General features: G+C 72.0%; 14 protein-coding genes. 1 reads left to right on the forward strand and 13 read right to left on the reverse strand.

The window, feature by feature from the left end; translation table 11 throughout:
- The first annotated feature begins 345 nt into the window (after positions 1-345).
- Positions 346-852, forward strand: a complete 507-nt coding sequence (locus OHS70_RS08945; RefSeq protein WP_328395470.1) for a discoidin domain-containing protein — start codon at positions 346-348, stop codon at positions 850-852.
- 10 nt (positions 853-862) lie between these two features.
- On the opposite strand, the gene OHS70_RS08950 is transcribed toward OHS70_RS08945, so the two are convergent.
- From OHS70_RS08950 to OHS70_RS09010, 13 genes are all read right to left on the reverse strand, one after another.
- A complete protein-coding gene (locus tag OHS70_RS08950) occupies positions 863-2413 on the reverse strand; it encodes an AfsR/SARP family transcriptional regulator (protein ID WP_328395472.1) in 1551 nt (516 codons plus the stop codon).
- Positions 2414-2589: 176 nt separating this feature from the next.
- Positions 2590-3105 carry a phage tail protein gene (locus OHS70_RS08955; protein ID WP_328395474.1) on the reverse strand — a complete coding sequence of 172 codons (516 nt, stop codon included), beginning with the start codon at positions 3103-3105 and terminating at the stop codon, positions 2590-2592.
- Between the two features lie 21 nt (positions 3106-3126).
- Positions 3127-5067 (reverse strand): putative baseplate assembly protein, encoded by a 1941-nt coding sequence (locus tag OHS70_RS08960; protein WP_328395476.1) that lies wholly within the window; start codon positions 5065-5067, stop codon positions 3127-3129.
- On the reverse strand, positions 5064-5489 hold the full coding sequence (locus tag OHS70_RS08965; protein ID WP_328395478.1) for a GPW/gp25 family protein: 426 nt from the start codon (positions 5487-5489) through the stop codon (positions 5064-5066). Before OHS70_RS08965 ends, OHS70_RS08960 begins: the two co-directional genes overlap by 4 nt.
- 5 nt (positions 5490-5494) lie before the next feature.
- Entirely contained in the window at positions 5495-5776 is a 282-nt protein-coding gene (locus OHS70_RS08970) for a PAAR domain-containing protein (RefSeq protein WP_328395480.1), read from the reverse strand.
- Between the two features lie 96 nt (positions 5777-5872).
- Positions 5873-7726, reverse strand: coding sequence for a VgrG-related protein (locus tag OHS70_RS08975; protein ID WP_328395482.1), 1854 nt, complete (start codon positions 7724-7726; stop codon positions 5873-5875).
- Positions 7716-8498, reverse strand: coding sequence for a CIS tube protein (locus OHS70_RS08980; protein ID WP_328395485.1), 783 nt, complete (start codon positions 8496-8498; stop codon positions 7716-7718). Before OHS70_RS08980 ends, OHS70_RS08975 begins: the two co-directional genes overlap by 11 nt.
- Positions 8499-8503: 5 nt before the next feature.
- The gene (locus tag OHS70_RS08985) at positions 8504-8944 is read right to left on the reverse strand and encodes a phage tail protein (RefSeq protein WP_328395487.1); all 441 of its coding nucleotides are present in this window, start codon (positions 8942-8944) and stop codon (positions 8504-8506) included.
- Between the two features lie 28 nt (positions 8945-8972).
- The gene (locus OHS70_RS08990) at positions 8973-11441 is read right to left on the reverse strand and encodes a hypothetical protein (RefSeq protein WP_328395489.1); all 2469 of its coding nucleotides are present in this window, start codon (positions 11439-11441) and stop codon (positions 8973-8975) included.
- Positions 11442-11516: 75 nt separating this feature from the next.
- Entirely contained in the window at positions 11517-11669 is a 153-nt protein-coding gene (locus OHS70_RS08995; RefSeq protein WP_384038645.1) for a DUF6760 family protein, read from the reverse strand.
- On the reverse strand, positions 11669-12154 hold the full coding sequence (locus OHS70_RS09000) for a hypothetical protein (RefSeq protein WP_328395493.1): 486 nt from the start codon (positions 12152-12154) through the stop codon (positions 11669-11671). Before OHS70_RS09000 ends, OHS70_RS08995 begins: the two co-directional genes overlap by 1 nt.
- A gap of 7 nt (positions 12155-12161) precedes the next feature.
- Positions 12162-12605: a phage tail protein gene (locus OHS70_RS09005; protein WP_100110404.1), complete on the reverse strand. Its 444-nt coding sequence runs from the start codon at positions 12603-12605 to the stop codon at positions 12162-12164.
- Positions 12606-12645: 40 nt separating this feature from the next.
- A complete protein-coding gene (locus tag OHS70_RS09010) occupies positions 12646-14229 on the reverse strand; it encodes a phage tail sheath family protein (RefSeq protein ID WP_328395499.1) in 1584 nt (527 codons plus the stop codon).
- Between the last annotated feature and the right edge of the window lie 44 nt (positions 14230-14273).

The raw sequence follows: 14273 nt of genomic DNA on the forward strand, positions 1-14273 counted from the left end.
CCGCCGAAGCCCACCGCCCCGCCCCTGCGCGCCGTTCAGCCTCATGTCGAGGAGCCCGGGCGTCCGGTGCCGCCGCCGTCGCGGCACGGAGATGCCGCCGAACCGCCGCCCCAGGCCGGGGACCTCATCTGCGGCCAGTGCGGCAGCGGAAACGTGCCGACGAGGCGTTACTGCCGACGCTGCGGTGCCTCCCTTGCGGACGCCCCTGTCGTACCCCGGCCGCCCTGGTGGCGGCGGCTGTTCACACGCCGTTCCAGGCCGAAGCCCGTCGCCGGGGAGCGGCCACCGCGCCGGCAGTGGCGGCGGCCGCGGTTCGTCCTGCCTCTGCTGGTGCTTTGCGTCCTCGTGGCGGTCGGGTACGTCTTCCGCGGCGAGGCCGGCCGCGCGCTGGAGGCCGTGAGGGACCGGACGTCGAAGACGGAGCAGATGCATGCGGTGAAGGTGACGGCATCGAGTGCAGGGAAGCAGCACCCGGCCACCCTTGCCGTGGACGGGACCACGGACAAGTACTGGACACCCGCGCTGCCCGGAGCCGCCGAAGGTGAGTATCTGGAGGCCGCGTTCGCCGAACCCGTCCGGCTGCTCGATCTCGTCGTCCATCCCGGCAGCTCGCCTACTGCCGAGAAGTTCCTCACCCAGGCGCGGCCCAGCAGTCTGCTGATAACCGTCACCTCGAAGGACGGCCGGACGACCGTCAAGACCGTCCGACTGGCCGACGTGCCGGGAGGGCAGCGCTTCCACCTCGCCGTCAGCGATGCCGTCCGGGTCCGGCTCACGGTCCAGGGTGTGTACGGGGGCCGGGCCGACCGGTATCTCGCCTTCGCCGAGGTCGAATTCTTCAGACGGCGCTGAGCCGGGTGTCTCAAACGACACCCAGGGTATGCAGCATCTGCGCGTGCCGGCGCTCCGCGTGCCGGGCCGCCACCGGGTCACCGGCTTGCCGGTGGGCCGCGATCAGCAACCGCCACACCGCGTCCTGGAACGGGTCCAGGGACAGCGCGTGCGCGGCGGCCGCCACCGCAGCCGCCGCGCGGTTCCGGCCGAGTTCCACTTCGGCCAGCGCGTGGGCCGCCCGCACCGCCTGGTTGCGATACTGCTCACGGATCGGCACCACCCACTCCGCCGGGCCGTCCTCCGGCAGTAACTCCCCGGTGTAGAGCCGCAGGGCCCGCCCCAGCGCCCCGGCCGCCCGATCCGCATCCCCGCGCGCTGCCGCCCGCAGGCCCTCCCCGGCCGCGGCCTCGAAGGCCTGCACGTCGCAGCTGGCCCCGGGGGCCAGCACCAGCATGTACGCCTCTCCCGACCGCACCAGCACCTGGGCCCTCCCTCGTCCGGTGCCCGGTTCCAGGACGGTCCGCAGGGCCGAGACCGCGACCTGCAGTCCGCGTCCGGCCGTATGTGCCGGGCTCTCCGGCCATAAGGCGGCCATCAGCTCCTCCCGGTGGACGGGCCGCCCCGCGTGGACGGACAGCAGCCGGGCCAGCGCCCGTACTCGCGGCCGGGTGCGGCTCCAGTCCAGCGGGCGCCCCGCCAGTGTGGCCTCGTACCGTTGGAAGCAGCGCAGAGACAGCGACGCGGACGGAGCCCCGTCGGTGCGGTGCAGGGTGCCCGCGTGCCGGTCCGGCCGTGCGCAGCGCCGGGCCAGATGCGCCCGCAGCAGCGGCACTTCGGTCTCCAGGCCGTACTCCTCGGCGAGTTCCGGCGCGTCGGCCCCGTCGTGGCCGCCGGGGTCATCGGGTCCCCGTTCCATCGCACGCACCAGCCGGGGCGGTAACGCCTCCAGCACTTCCCGGTCCAGATAGGTGCGCAGGGCGGCGGACTCCAGCGGATCGCGGCCCGCGAGCACCGCCTGCCTGCTGAGGCTGAGGACACCGGGCCAGCCCTGGGTGAGTTCGGCGAGCTCCCGCGTGACCTCCGGGGCGTCCGGGAAGACGGAGGCGATCTCGCTTTCGCCCAGCCGCAGTTCACGGGCGCGCAGCACGGCGGTGTCGGCCAGTTCCAGCCGGGTGAGGTTCAGCGCGGGCATCCGACGGCCGGCCAGGATCAGCCGCAGGTTCCGCGGCGCCAGCACGGCCAGTTCCTCCAGTAATGCCTCGGCAGGGCTGCCGTGCACGTGGTGGACCCCGTCGACGAGCAGCAGGACCGGATCCGCGCGGTGCTCGACCGCCAGCAGGACGATCTCCACGGACACCGGGTCGGGAAGCTCCAACTGCTTTCCCAGACTGGCGAGCAGCGAAGGCACCCCGAGAGTGTCACGGCACGGCCGCCAGTGCAGCACCTTCCCGGGGAAGGCCTCCGCAGTCCGCGTGAGCAGGGTGGTCTTGCCGTACCCGGCTGGAGCGACGAGCAGCGTCAGCGGTGCCGTCCCCCGAGCGAGCCCCGGCACCAGACGCTCGCACACGGTTTCGTGCATAAGGGCCTCCTCCCCCGACAGGAGGTCAAGGATGGTGCTCACTCTCCGCACCGGCGGAGTAACTGATTACCCCATAGGGGCTTGGGCGTGCAACATGCGTGCTCCCTGGGTGTTCCGTGCGCCCGTGGTCATTCGCGGCCGCGGGCCGGGCGACGGCGCGCAGGGCGTACGCCCCGCTACGGCTCCGCGACCACCTGGACGGTGAACGGCAGATGCACCGGCCGGTTGCGGGCCACGAGTGCCGACACGGCCGCCTCGTCCACCGACTCCGTGCCGGGGACCCGCAGCCGCACGGTCAGGTGCGGCTGCGGCGCACCCGGGAGCGGGGTCAGCGCGGTGGCCGACCACACCGTGCCGCCGCTTTCCTCGATCTCCGGGGTGACCCCGAACACCTGGCAGATCTGCTCCGCGAGTCCCTTCGCGGTGCCCCGGGTGGCGTGCGCGGGAACCGCTCCGCGTACCTCGCCCTCCGCGCCCACCCAGGCCGCGAGCAGCGCCAGGAAGTCGTCGGGGGCCAGGCGCGGGTCGAAGTACGCGGGAAGGCTGTCGAGCACACCCAGCACGGGCGCCAGGACCTCGTCGAGGGCATCCGTGAGCCGGTGGACGAGGTCGTCGTCCGCGTACACGCCCGGCAACCGGGCTCCCAGCGGATGGCTGGTCCGCAGCCCCGGCACGATCCGGCGCTCAGTCATCACCGGTCACCTCCACTCGTGTCACACCACCCGCACCTGGTGGTCGTAGCTGAAGACCAGCGAGCCCGCGTCCAGCGTGATCCGCTCCGCCGGTTCGCCGCGCCGGCGGGTCTGAAGGTCCGCAGGGAACAGCCGTACGCTCTCCACCGCCTCCACCCCGGCGACCTGTTGGAGCACCGCGAAGACCTCGCCGCTGTGCACGGCCCGCCCGAACGGCCAGCCGCCCCCGTCCGGCCCGCCGGTGAGCGGGTTCAGACGGCGGTACAGGGCGGCGAGCGCGGCCCGCTGCACCCTGGCCGCCGGGACGCCGGCCGCCGCCTGGAGCACCGCGACCACCGTCACGCCCTGGTAGTACGGCGGCTCGACGACCAGCCGTGCGCCCAGCATGCGCCGCGCGTCCAGATACGCCGCGACCCGGGCCAGGAGCTGGTCCTGGCAGGCCATCTGCCCGAACTCCAGGCGTCCTTCGCCGTCGTCCTCGGCGGCCGGGACCAGCAGCACCCGTACCCCGCCCGCACCCGCGTCCACGCACCGTACCCGGGCAATCTCGGGGGCCATCTGCCTGGTCAGGTACTCGTAGTCGTCGGCCGTCACGGCCCGCTCCCGGGTGCGCAGCGCCGATGCACCGCGCAACCGGGCGTTCGCCACTTCCTCGCCGTCGACCCCGCCGCTCGCCGCCCTCCGGTTCTCCACCCGTGCGATGTACGGGATCGAGCTGCGCAGCACGGCGAGCGCGCGGCGCGCCACATTGCCGCGCCGTCCGCCGCCCGCGAGATACGAACGGACCCGCACCGGGACGCCCTTGGCGGGAACGGCCCCGTACTGGCGGAGGGTGCCGTCGGCCTGCCGTACCGCCGGGCCGAAACTCACCTCACCGGTGCTTCGGTCCAGTCGAATGTGCCGGTCCCGGGGGCCGGATTCGCCGAAGTGCTCGACCTCGGTCCACTCCGTCCAATCGCCTCCGGGGGCCGCGGTCTCCACGACGAACGGCGGACCGCCCGCCACCACGGGTGCCCGGTCCAGCGTGAACGACTGGGCGGGCACGCTTTCGGAAACCCCGAGGAGTTCCTCGCCCGCCCGTTCGGCGTGCACGGCCGGGGCTGTCCCGCCGATGGTGAACGCCTCGGCGGACAGCAGCTCCGGGGTCGCCGAGTACGTACGCTGCCCCTCGACGGGGGCCTGCACCACGCACCGCAGCCAGCCTGCCCGCTGCCTGGCCTCCACGGAGGCCAGGTGCCCGGCGGGCAGCTGGACCAGTACATCGCCCGGCCGGTTGAAGCCGCCCGTGCCGTCGCGGTCGACCTCGCAGGGGGTCCAGCCCTCGGCCGTCCATGCCTCCCAGGCCAGCGGCGGGTGTTCGGGGTCGATGCCGTGGCCGGCCACCGGGAAGTCGAGCCGCAGCGCCACCACGCAGGACGGCGCGGCCCGAGAGAGGCCGAAGAGCACGGCGTCGCCGGGGCGCGGCACGGCGGAGAAACAGGGCACCCCGTGGCCTCCGGCCAGCTCGGACCCCTGGTCGGCGGCCACGGAGTCCGGTTCTCCGGTGACGACGGCGAGGGCGGTCAACTCCACGGGGACGACGACCAGTTCCCGGACGGTCGAGAAGACCACCGCCTCCTCGGTCTCGGTGCGGTGCGTGGCGACTTCGGTCCCCTCCCGCACCTGCACGGTCTGGTCCTGCGGCGCCGAGAGCCAGAAGGTGACGTCGGTGCGGGCGGCCGTGGGCGGGTGCAGGGTGAGCCCGATCAGGTCGAGGAACGCCAGGTGGTTCTTGTCCGGGACCCGGTTCAGCCGGTAGATCAGCTGATCGGTCATGTGCGCGAATGCCTCGATCAACGTGACGCCCGGGTCGGAGACGTTGTGGTCGCTCCACTCGGGGCAGCGCTGCTGCACCATCCGCTTGGCCTCGTCGACGAGGTCCTGGAAGCGCCGGTCGTCGAGATTGGGTTCGGGCAGGTTCACCGGTCACCTGCCTCCGCGGAGCCGTTCTCGTGTGCGGGGATCACATAGAACGGAAACACCAGGTTCCGGGGGTCGTTCGTGCCCCGGGGCGCGTACCGGATGTCGATGTAGAGGGTGCCCTCGTCCTGCGCGTCGAAGGTGACGTTGACGTCGACCAGATCGATCCGTGGCTCCCAGCGCTCCAGCGACAGCCGCACCTCGTACGCGAGGTGGGCGGCGGTGGCCGCGTCGGCGGGCGCGAAGACGTGGTCGTGGATCGCGCACCCGAACTCCGGGCGCATGGGCCGCTCGCCGGGTGCGGTGCCGAGGATCAGCCGCATGCTCTCCTCGATCTCCCGGTCCCCGCCGACCAGGGCCACGGCCCCGGTCGCGTCGGTCCGTACCGGAAAGGCCCAGCCGGAACCGATGAACTGCTCTCCCACCGCCCTCAGCCCCCGATCAGCACGGTGACCGCGCCCATGACGATCGGCGCCCCGCACGCGGCCAGGTCGCCCACGCGCGCGGCCGGCATGCCGCCGATGAGAACGGTGGGGCAGCCGGGCGGGGCGATCACGGACGGCGGGTGCACGGCCGGGGGCGGGAACGAGCAGATGTGGGGGGTCGAGACGACGGCCGCGGGCATCCCCGCGATGAGCACGGTGGGCACCCCGGGCGGCCCGATCACCCCCGGGTGCCCGGTGGGGTCACCGACACGTGCGGCAGGCGGCATCTCGTACGACTCCTCAGGCTGGTTGATCCGCTGGGTTGATGCGCTGGGTTGATGCGGTTGGCTGCTGCGGTCGGTTGTCACGGCTGGTCGACATGGCTAGTTGATGCGGACGAGGGTGGCGCTGATGGAGCAGCTGGCACCGCCCTTGATCTCGGTGCTCGCCTTCCCGTCGACCCCGACGGTGGTGCCCTTGACCTCGACCTGGCCGTTGGTCTGCAGCTTCACCGCGCCCGCACCGCCGTCGACGTCGACCCCGGTCTGGGCCTTGACCTGGACGGATTGACCGGACAGTTCGAGCTTTCCGGTGCCGGCGTCCATGCTGATGCCCTGCTCGGCCTTGACGGTGACCTTCTCCTTGGCGGTGATCTCGACCTTGCCGTCGCTGTGCACGGTGACGGAGGTGGTCTTCTGATCGAGGTGCAGGGTGAGTTTGCCGTCGCCGGTTGCCAGGCGTACGCCCTTGGGCCCGTTCGCGGCGTCCAGCAGCTCCAGCCGGTTGCCGGAACGGGTCACCAGGGAACGGCGGTTGGTGGCCCCGCTCGTGGAGTCGACGAGCGCGCAGTCGTGCTCGGACGGCTTGTCCTGGCCGTTGTAGAGCCCGCCGAGGACATAGGGACGGTCCACCCGGCCCTGTTCGAAGCCGACCAGCACTTCGTCGCCGACCTCCGGACCGAAGATGCCTCCGCCTCCCTTGCCGCCGAGGTCCGCGGTCCTGGCCCAGTCGCTGACGTACTCCCCGTCCAGCCAGGGGAAGGCCAGCTTCACCCGGCCCCGGCCCTCGGGGTCCCGGGTGTCGGTCACCGTCGCGTTGACGAGCCCGCCGATGCGGTCCTGGGGGAGTCCGCCGCCCCCGCCCGAGGCGAGCCCGTACAGCGAGCGGTTGGAGCGGCCGCCCACCGTGATCCATGTCTGGTAGCCGGTGTCCGGATCGAAGACGTGCCGACTGCCGGAGATCGTGTACTTCCCTTCGAAGGGGACCCCGACGTTGGCGAGGGTGACCGCCGTCCCGGCGCGCAACTGCGGAATGCCCATGGCGACCGCGTCGAGCTCCGCGAACGAGGCGGCGAGGTCGGCGGCGAGCGCCTTCGCGGCCTGGTCGGCCTCGGCCTGCGTGCCGTACGGGGTGTCCGTGGCCAGAAAGACGGCCTGGCCGAACGGACCGGCGGCCTGGCCCGGGGCGAGCCCGAGTTGGAGCCGTTCGCTGCGGTCGGCGGGAGCCCGGCCGACGACGGCGGCCTTGGCCTGCACGTCCCAGCCGCGCACCTCGACCTGCTGGACCTGGTCGCTGGCGGTGACCGCGGCATGGCAGCGCAGCAGGTTCCGCCCGAACTCGAGCACGTAGGGGCTGGCCTGCGGCCGGGTGGAGGTGGCGGGCGCCGTCTCGGCCCTCGCCGGATCCCGGAAGGTGAACTTCCCGTCGACGACGGCGACTTCGGCACCCGCGAGATCCGCCAGCCGGTGCAGGAACTCCCAGTCGGTGATGCCCGGCTGGGCCAGGTGCTCGTACACCGTGGTCGTGGAGTCGACCTTGCCGACGGGCAGCCCGGCCCGCTTGGCCACCTGCACGGCGATGTCGGAGGCGGTCATCTGCCGATACCCGGCGACGCGGCGGCCCCGGAAGAACCGGTGCGCGTGGTCGAGCCCGCGGACCACGGTGAAGGTGCCGGTGGCGTCGAGGTCGATCTCGACGGCCGTGACCTCGCCGGACACCAGGAGCCGGCGCTGCGGATCGTCCCCGGCGCGCGCGTACAGCTTCATCGGCGTGCCGATGGTGATGCCCGTCTTGGGCAGCACCAGGTGGTGGGGGTCGCGGAAACGCACGACGAACAGATCGGGCAGCTGGGTGGAGTCGTCGACGTAGGCGGAGACGATCAGTTCGGCGACGGGCGGGGGCAGCGGCTGTCCGTTCACCTCGACGGCGAGGGTGTTGGCGAAGCTCTCACCGGCCATGCGGGGCCCCGATCTCCTCGGCGGCGGGCAGCAGCAGCTCCGTCCCGGGCACCAGGCGCATCGGGTCGTCGATGCCGTTGGCCTCGGCGATGTCGCGCCAGGCGGCCGGATCCCCGTACTCCCGCCAGGCGAGCAGCGCGAGCGTGTCCCCGGAGACCACCCGGTGCACCCGGCGGGCGGCGAGCGCACCCGAGGTGGGGTTCTGGCCAGGCACGGGCCCGCTGATCTCCTCCAGGGTCACCTGACAGGTGGCCCGGATGGGCAGGCCGCCGGGTGTGAACAGGGTGTACTTGGCCTGCACTTGGCTGACGTACCCGACGAAACCGGTGAGCCCGCCCCAGTGGAAGATCACCCACGGCGGCACGCCCTGCTGCTTCTGGTGGGTCTGGTCGGTGGGCACACAGCAGGACAGCAGCGACTCGACGGCCGACACCACGCTGTCGTCCTGCTTGCCGGTGGCGTCGAAGAACATCTCCAGGGTGAGCTTGGACGGCCCGGCGCCCTTGAACTCCGCGGGCCCGGCCTTCTTGGCGCCCTTGGCGGTCTTCCGCTCCCACTTGGCGGTCTTGGCGAGGGTGAGTTCCTTCGGGTTGAACTGGAAGTCGATCTGACCCATGCGCGGGCCGGGGGTCGTCGTCCCGCCGTCGGCCGGGGGCTGACGCAACTCCAGGTAGGCCCGTTCGAGCTTGGGACGAGAGCCGCTGCTCCCCTTCGGATCGGCGGGGCCGGGCGGAGCCGCGGAGGCGATGAACGCGACAGGTTGGCCGGCCATGTGCCTCAACTCCCCCCGTGGAGAAAGCCGTGGTGGGCGATCTCCAGGGTCTCGGTGGCCACCTTGACGTTCTCCGGGCTGAGGGACGGCCCGGTCCAGCGCACCGGGACCACGTCCATCAGGCTCCAGCGCGCCACGACCGTGCCCTCGACGGTCATCGCGCTGATGTGCGCGGTCTTCCGGGCAGCGCCGTTGATCATGCCGGACAGCCAGGCGGTGACCTTTTCGGTGTCCTTGGTGACGGGCCGGCTCAGCTTGATGTTGGAGTACTTGATCCGGGACGGCAGCTGCCAGACGTATCCGTTGTTGCCGCCTTCCTCGCGTTGCTCCATGACCACTTCGCAGCCGAGGCCCTCACAGCTGTTGAACGCCCCTAGGTTGATGTTGTCGATCTCGACCGTGAAGCACACGCTCACGGCCGGGTCCGGCTGCTGGTTCTGAGCCATGTCTTCCCTTCAGGACTTTCGGTGACGTTCAGTGGCGGGGGTCGAGTCGTACACCGGCTCGCTCCCGGTCGAGCCGCAGTTCGGCGCGGAGCAGTCGGCTCAGGGGCCCGACGAGCCGCCGGACGAGCTCGTCGGTGGACTCACCGCCGCCGGGAGCGGCGGAGGCGGCCGGGGCGGCGGCCGGTTGCCCTGCCTGGGCAGGGAGTTGCTGTGGCGGTGGGGGCGGCTCAGACCCCGACGCCGGTTCCGGCGGCGGTGCCGGCTCGGGTGCTCGCTGTACGGGAGCGGGCGCGGGCGCCCATGACACCGGCACGGCCGGCTCGGGTGGCGGCTCGGGCACCGGGACGCGCTGCGCGGACGCGGGTACAGGTACGGGCTCCCAGGGCACGGACGCGGGCGAACCGGGCGCCGCGGATCGCTGAATGGGAGGTGCGGCCAAGGGCGGTGGTGCCCAGGACGGTACGGCCGCGGACGGTAGGGCCACAGGCGGTGCGGCCACCGCCTCGTCGTGCCTCGGAACCGTCGGCTCCCCGCGGACGGATCGCTGCACGGACGCGGGAGAGGCGGTCGAGGGTACCCAGGTCACCGGCACGGCCGCCGGCGGCACGGGCGGTGGTTCCGGGCTCGGGGCCTCGGTGTCAGGCGCGGGCACACGGGCGGGTACGGGTGCGGACTTCAGCTCAAGTCCACGCTCCCCCACGAGCCCGGCCACGCTCTCCTGCCTCGGCTCCGGGACCAGGGGCATCGCGGCCCGCTGAAGCGGGGTGGCCCGTACGACGGTCAGCGGCTCCTCTTGACGCTGAACGGGAACGGGTACCGCGGTCGGTTCCTGCGCGGCCGAGGGCAGGGCCTCCGGCGGGGCAGACACGGGCACCGCCGACTCGAGAGCCGGAGGCAGAGCTGATGCGTGTGCGGATACGGACTCGGGTACGGGTACGGACTCGGGTACGGGTACGGGTACGGGTACGGGTACGGGTACGGACTCGGGTACGGGTACGGGTACGGCGGGCAGCGGAGCCCCGAGGCCCAGCCGCCGGGGCGCGGGGGCGGCGCCCGGTGGGACAGGAGGCTGCAGCTCCTGTCGCTGTACGGGCGCGGTTCCCGGCACGGACGGCAGCGGGCCCCCCAGTCCGACCCGCGGGGCCGGAGCGTGCTCCGGCATCCCCGGTGACGGAGCGCCCGCAGGGCTGAGCGGCTGCTCCCCCACCAGCGGGCGCTCAGCCGGCGGTTCGGCAACCGCGGCCTGGATCTCCTCGCTCAAGCGCTGTACCGCGGGCCCCTCGTGGCGGACGTGCCGCTCCATCGGCAGGTGCGGGGACAGCGGCGCGAGCGCCGGAGGTACCGAAGGCTCCGGGGCTTCGGGGGCCGCCGGGGGCCGTGCGCCCACGGAGGTCATCGGCTGCTCCCCGATCAGGGGACGCTCCTCCGTCTCCGCCACCGTCTCCGTCTCCGCCACCGGGTCGGCAGCGGCCTCCTCGACCGTCTGGAGCTCCGGCTGAGGATCAGGCCTCGCATCCGGCGGATCCAGCGGATCCATGGGAGGCGAGGGCATGCTCGGCCGCTCCTCGCGCCGGGAGTGACCCAGGGGGTCGTCAGCCACCCGCTGCACATGCTGCACAGGAGCCGGAGCCCGTTCCGGCTCCACCGAAGGCCGCTCCGGGACACGCGAGACGTCCCGGTGCTGCCCGTTCCCCGGAGCGCCCGGGGGAGCCGGGGCGATGACCGGCAGGACGGGATGCTCCGCCGTCGACGACCGCTCCTCTCCCTCGGGAGGAACCACGTCCTGCGCCCGCTGCACCGCAACGGGCGCGACCGGAGCAAGGGCGTCTGCGGGCCCGGCCTGGAACACGGGCCGTTCCCCCACCAGGGGTTGCTCCGGGTCCGCGGAAGCCGCCACCGCCTCGGGTCCCGGGTCGGGCTGCGGTTCCCCTCCCAAGCGCTGTACCGGCACCGCCTCGCGCGACGCCGTCAGGGTGGGAACCGCCGGCAACGGCCTGACCGGAAGCATCCGCAGCACCGGCTCCACCTCCCGGGCGACAGTCAACGACTGCTGCGGCGCGAGAGGAACCACCGCAGGAGCCACCGGTGTTACGGGGGCGACCGCCTCCGTGACGGTCCCAGGATGGGCCTCGTCGACCGACGGAACCGGCCGGTCCGACTCGACCTGCCGGGTGGCCGCAACCGCCTCGTCGCCGGCCGTCTGCCCTGCCGGCCGGCCGTGCGGCGGTATCTCTCCCGCCCCCGACGGCTCCCACCTCTGCACGGACACAGGCCGTGGACGCGGCTCCAGCACTCCACCGACGACCCCCGCCGGTGCATCCGCGCTCACCGCATGCCCCAGTCGGCGCTGCAGCGACGGATTGCGCCAGGATGCCAGCGAGTCGCCGAATCCCTTGGGATCGCTCACCAGCTCTGGTACCGCGAACGTCAGCCGCTGCACCGGTAGTTCACGCCAGCCGCCATCGGCCTCAGGATGCGGTACGGCGGCCGGCGCCATGGCCGGCTCCGGGCCGGCCGAAGGCGCGGGGGCGCTTCCCCGGAACCAGCTCCGCAGCGCGTCGAACACCACCGCTCACCGCCCCCCGGCCAGCCGGTTCAGGCGGGCGATCTGCTCGACGTACCGGCGCCGCTCAAGGTGTTCCAGGTCGAGGATCACATCCATCGGCCAGTGGAAGTGGTAGGCGATGTACGCGACTTCGTCGTACAGCTGCTCCGTCGCGTACATCACGATTCCCCCAGGCGCCCACCACCCGCGAGGTCGACCGCGAAGGCCGTGTCACACGACGGGCAGGTCACCTGCGCCCGGGTGTGCCCCTCGGCGTTGATCCGCCGATAGAAGTCCTGCAGGAACGCCAGGTCCGAGGCGAACAGGTCTTCGATGACACCCGCGTGGATATTCGTCACCGAGCCGATCCGCTCCACCACCCGCCCCAGCAGCACCACCGACAGATACGCAGGGTTCTCGCGCACCCTGTCGTCCCGAAGAGGTACGAGTTCGTCGCGCGCGGTGGCGAGCCGCATCACCCCGCTACGGTGCAGCCGCCCTGCCTCGTCGACATATCCGCGGGGCAGTTCGAAGCTGAACTCGGTCCGCATCGAGTCGGCTCCGCCCCCGGCCGGGGCCTGGACCGCATCGACCGCCTCGACCGTTTCGGCACCCGCCTCGGCCTTCTCCCCGGCGGCCGCCGTCGGCGCAATCTTCCGTCGCATCAGGCGATCACGCCACGTCCATCTGCTCGTACGTGATGACGAGCTTCTCGGTCAGGACACTGGTGTCGCCCGCCTTCAGCGAGCTGATCTCCAGACTCTTGGGCCAGGCGTTCACCAAGGTGTAGCGCTTGATCGCCTGGCCTTCGTAGTCGAAGACGATGATCGCGCCGCCCTTGCGGGCCGTGCCCATCTTCCCGAACCGGGCGTCCTTGATCCATTTCTCGAAGTTGTTGTCCGCGGTCAGACCGCGCGTCAGCGTGACCTCGCCCGCCTTCGGCCGGCCCGGCAGCTTCTTGATGACGTATTTGCCGTCAGCCGTGTTCTGCTTCAGCTCGATGACGTCCTGCTCCATCTTCAGGCCCGTCACCTCGTTGATCTGCTTGATGACGACCCCGTCGATCTCCAGCCCGAAGGAGTGACCGACCGAGGTGTCCATGTCCGGCAGTGCCATACCATCCGCCCCTTACCTGCTCATGCTCCGCTTGGCTGCTCTACTCGTTGACGAGGCTGGTGCCGCCCGAGAACTGGGCCAGCCGGAAGATCACGAACTCGGCCGGCTTCACGGGCGCGATCCCGATCTCGCAGACCACCTGACCGGCGTCGATCCCCTCGGCCGGGTTCGTCTCGCGGTCGCACTTCACGTAGAAGGCCTCGTCGGGCGTCAGCCCGAACAGGGCGCCCCTGCGCCACTCGTTGACCAGGAAGGCCGAGATGGTCCGCCGGATCCGGGCCCACAGGGCGTCGTCGTTCGGTTCGAAGACCACCCACTGGGTGCCGATGAGGATCGACTCCTCGATGTAGTTGAACAGCCGCCGGACGTTGAGGTAGCGCCAGGCCGGGTCGGACGACAGGGTCCGCGCGCCCCACACCCGGACCCCGCGTCCCGGGAAGCTGCGGATGCAGTTCACACCGATCGGATTGAGCAGATCCTGTTCGGCCTTGGTCAGATGGACCGCCAGGTCCACGGCTCCCCGCACGACCTCGTTGGCGGGGGCCTTGTGCACGCCGCGGCTCTCGTCGTTCCTGGCCCATACGCCCGCCATGGCCCCGCTCGGCGGGACGAACTTCGTCTGCTTCGGGGCCGTGGGGTCGGCCACCTTCACCCAGGGGTAGTACAGGGCCGCGTACTTGGAGTCGTATCCGGCGCCCGTCATCCGCCAGTCCTTGACCCGCTGCGGCGAGAGGTCGGGCAGTGGGTCGACGATCGCGACGCGGTTCCCCATCAGCTCACAGTGGGCGATCATCGCCAGCTGGACGGCCTTGACGCCCTCGGCGTCCAGCGCGCCCTGCTGGTAGGCGCTCATCAGGTCCGGCACGGCCAGCATCGTGATCTCGTCGATGGTCTCCAGGCCGCCGAACCCGGTGCGTTCGTCGGCGCTGCCGACATAGTCGGACGGGCTGAGGACCGCCGGAACGGCGGCCGGAACGGCGGGCGCGGGTGCCGGGGCGAGACCCACCGTCTGGTTCTCGGGCCGGCCCAGCGCCTGCGCGGGACCGGCGTCCTCCACGGTGATCAGCCGCGACTTGTCCCGTACCACCGTCACCACGTAGTTGCGCTGGCTCCGCTTGGCGGAGACCTCCCAGGTCTCCTCGACCCGGTCCCCACGCTTCACGTTCAGCGTGAAGGCGTCCTCGCCCGGCGACTCGCCCTTGGCGTCCGCCACCTCGACAGCGATCCCCTCGCCCGTACCTTCCAGGGCGGCGACCTGAAACCCGCCGAGCCCACTGCGCGGCCCCGCGGGCAGCGACCCTGCCTTCCCCCGCTTCCCGGCGGCGGCCGTGGGCCGCGGCTCCTGGGCGGCAGACTCGCCGTCACCGCCGATCCGTACGACGTAGCAGGTCCCGCCCCCGTTGAGGAAATAGGCGTAGACGGCATGGGCCAGGTACGACCCCTCCATGAAGTCCCCGAAGGTGGAGGCGAACTGGCTCCAGTTCGTCACCAGGGTCGGCCTGTTGTACGGCCCCTCGGCAGCCAGCCCGACGAAGGCGGCCACGGCGGTCCCGACGCCTTCGATCGGGCGCGAGCCGGCCTCGACCTCTTCGACGTAGACGCCTGGTGACAGGTACGACGGCATCCTGGCCCTCCCCTGGAACGTAACGGTCGTCCCAAGCGTGCGCC

This window comes from Streptomyces sp. NBC_00390 (assembly GCF_036057275.1).
GTDB lineage: Bacteria > Actinomycetota > Actinomycetes > Streptomycetales > Streptomycetaceae > Streptomyces.

Excerpts from the sequence above, each read along its gene's own strand:
- OHS70_RS08950 (WP_328395472.1), bottom strand. The coding sequence starts at position 2,413 with ATGCACGAAACCGTGTGCGAGCGTCTGGTGCCGGGGCTCGCTCGGGGG.
- OHS70_RS08955 (WP_328395474.1), bottom strand. The coding sequence starts at position 3,105 with ATGACTGAGCGCCGGATCGTGCCGGGGCTGCGGACCAGCCATCCGCTG.
- OHS70_RS08970 (WP_328395480.1), bottom strand. The coding sequence starts at position 5,776 with ATGCCGCCTGCCGCACGTGTCGGTGACCCCACCGGGCACCCGGGGGTG.
- OHS70_RS08975 (WP_328395482.1), bottom strand. The coding sequence starts at position 7,726 with ATGGCCGGTGAGAGCTTCGCCAACACCCTCGCCGTCGAGGTGAACGGA.
- OHS70_RS08980 (WP_328395485.1), bottom strand. The coding sequence starts at position 8,498 with ATGGCCGGCCAACCTGTCGCGTTCATCGCCTCCGCGGCTCCGCCCGGC.
- OHS70_RS08985 (WP_328395487.1), bottom strand. The coding sequence starts at position 8,944 with ATGGCTCAGAACCAGCAGCCGGACCCGGCCGTGAGCGTGTGCTTCACG.
- OHS70_RS08990 (WP_328395489.1), bottom strand. The coding sequence starts at position 11,441 with ATGGCGCCGGCCGCCGTACCGCATCCTGAGGCCGATGGCGGCTGGCGT.
- OHS70_RS08995 (WP_384038645.1), bottom strand. The coding sequence starts at position 11,669 with ATGTACGCGACGGAGCAGCTGTACGACGAAGTCGCGTACATCGCCTAC.
- OHS70_RS09000 (WP_328395493.1), bottom strand. The coding sequence starts at position 12,154 with ATGCGACGGAAGATTGCGCCGACGGCGGCCGCCGGGGAGAAGGCCGAG.
- OHS70_RS09005 (WP_100110404.1), bottom strand. The coding sequence starts at position 12,605 with ATGGCACTGCCGGACATGGACACCTCGGTCGGTCACTCCTTCGGGCTG.
- OHS70_RS09010 (WP_328395499.1), bottom strand. The coding sequence starts at position 14,229 with ATGCCGTCGTACCTGTCACCAGGCGTCTACGTCGAAGAGGTCGAGGCC.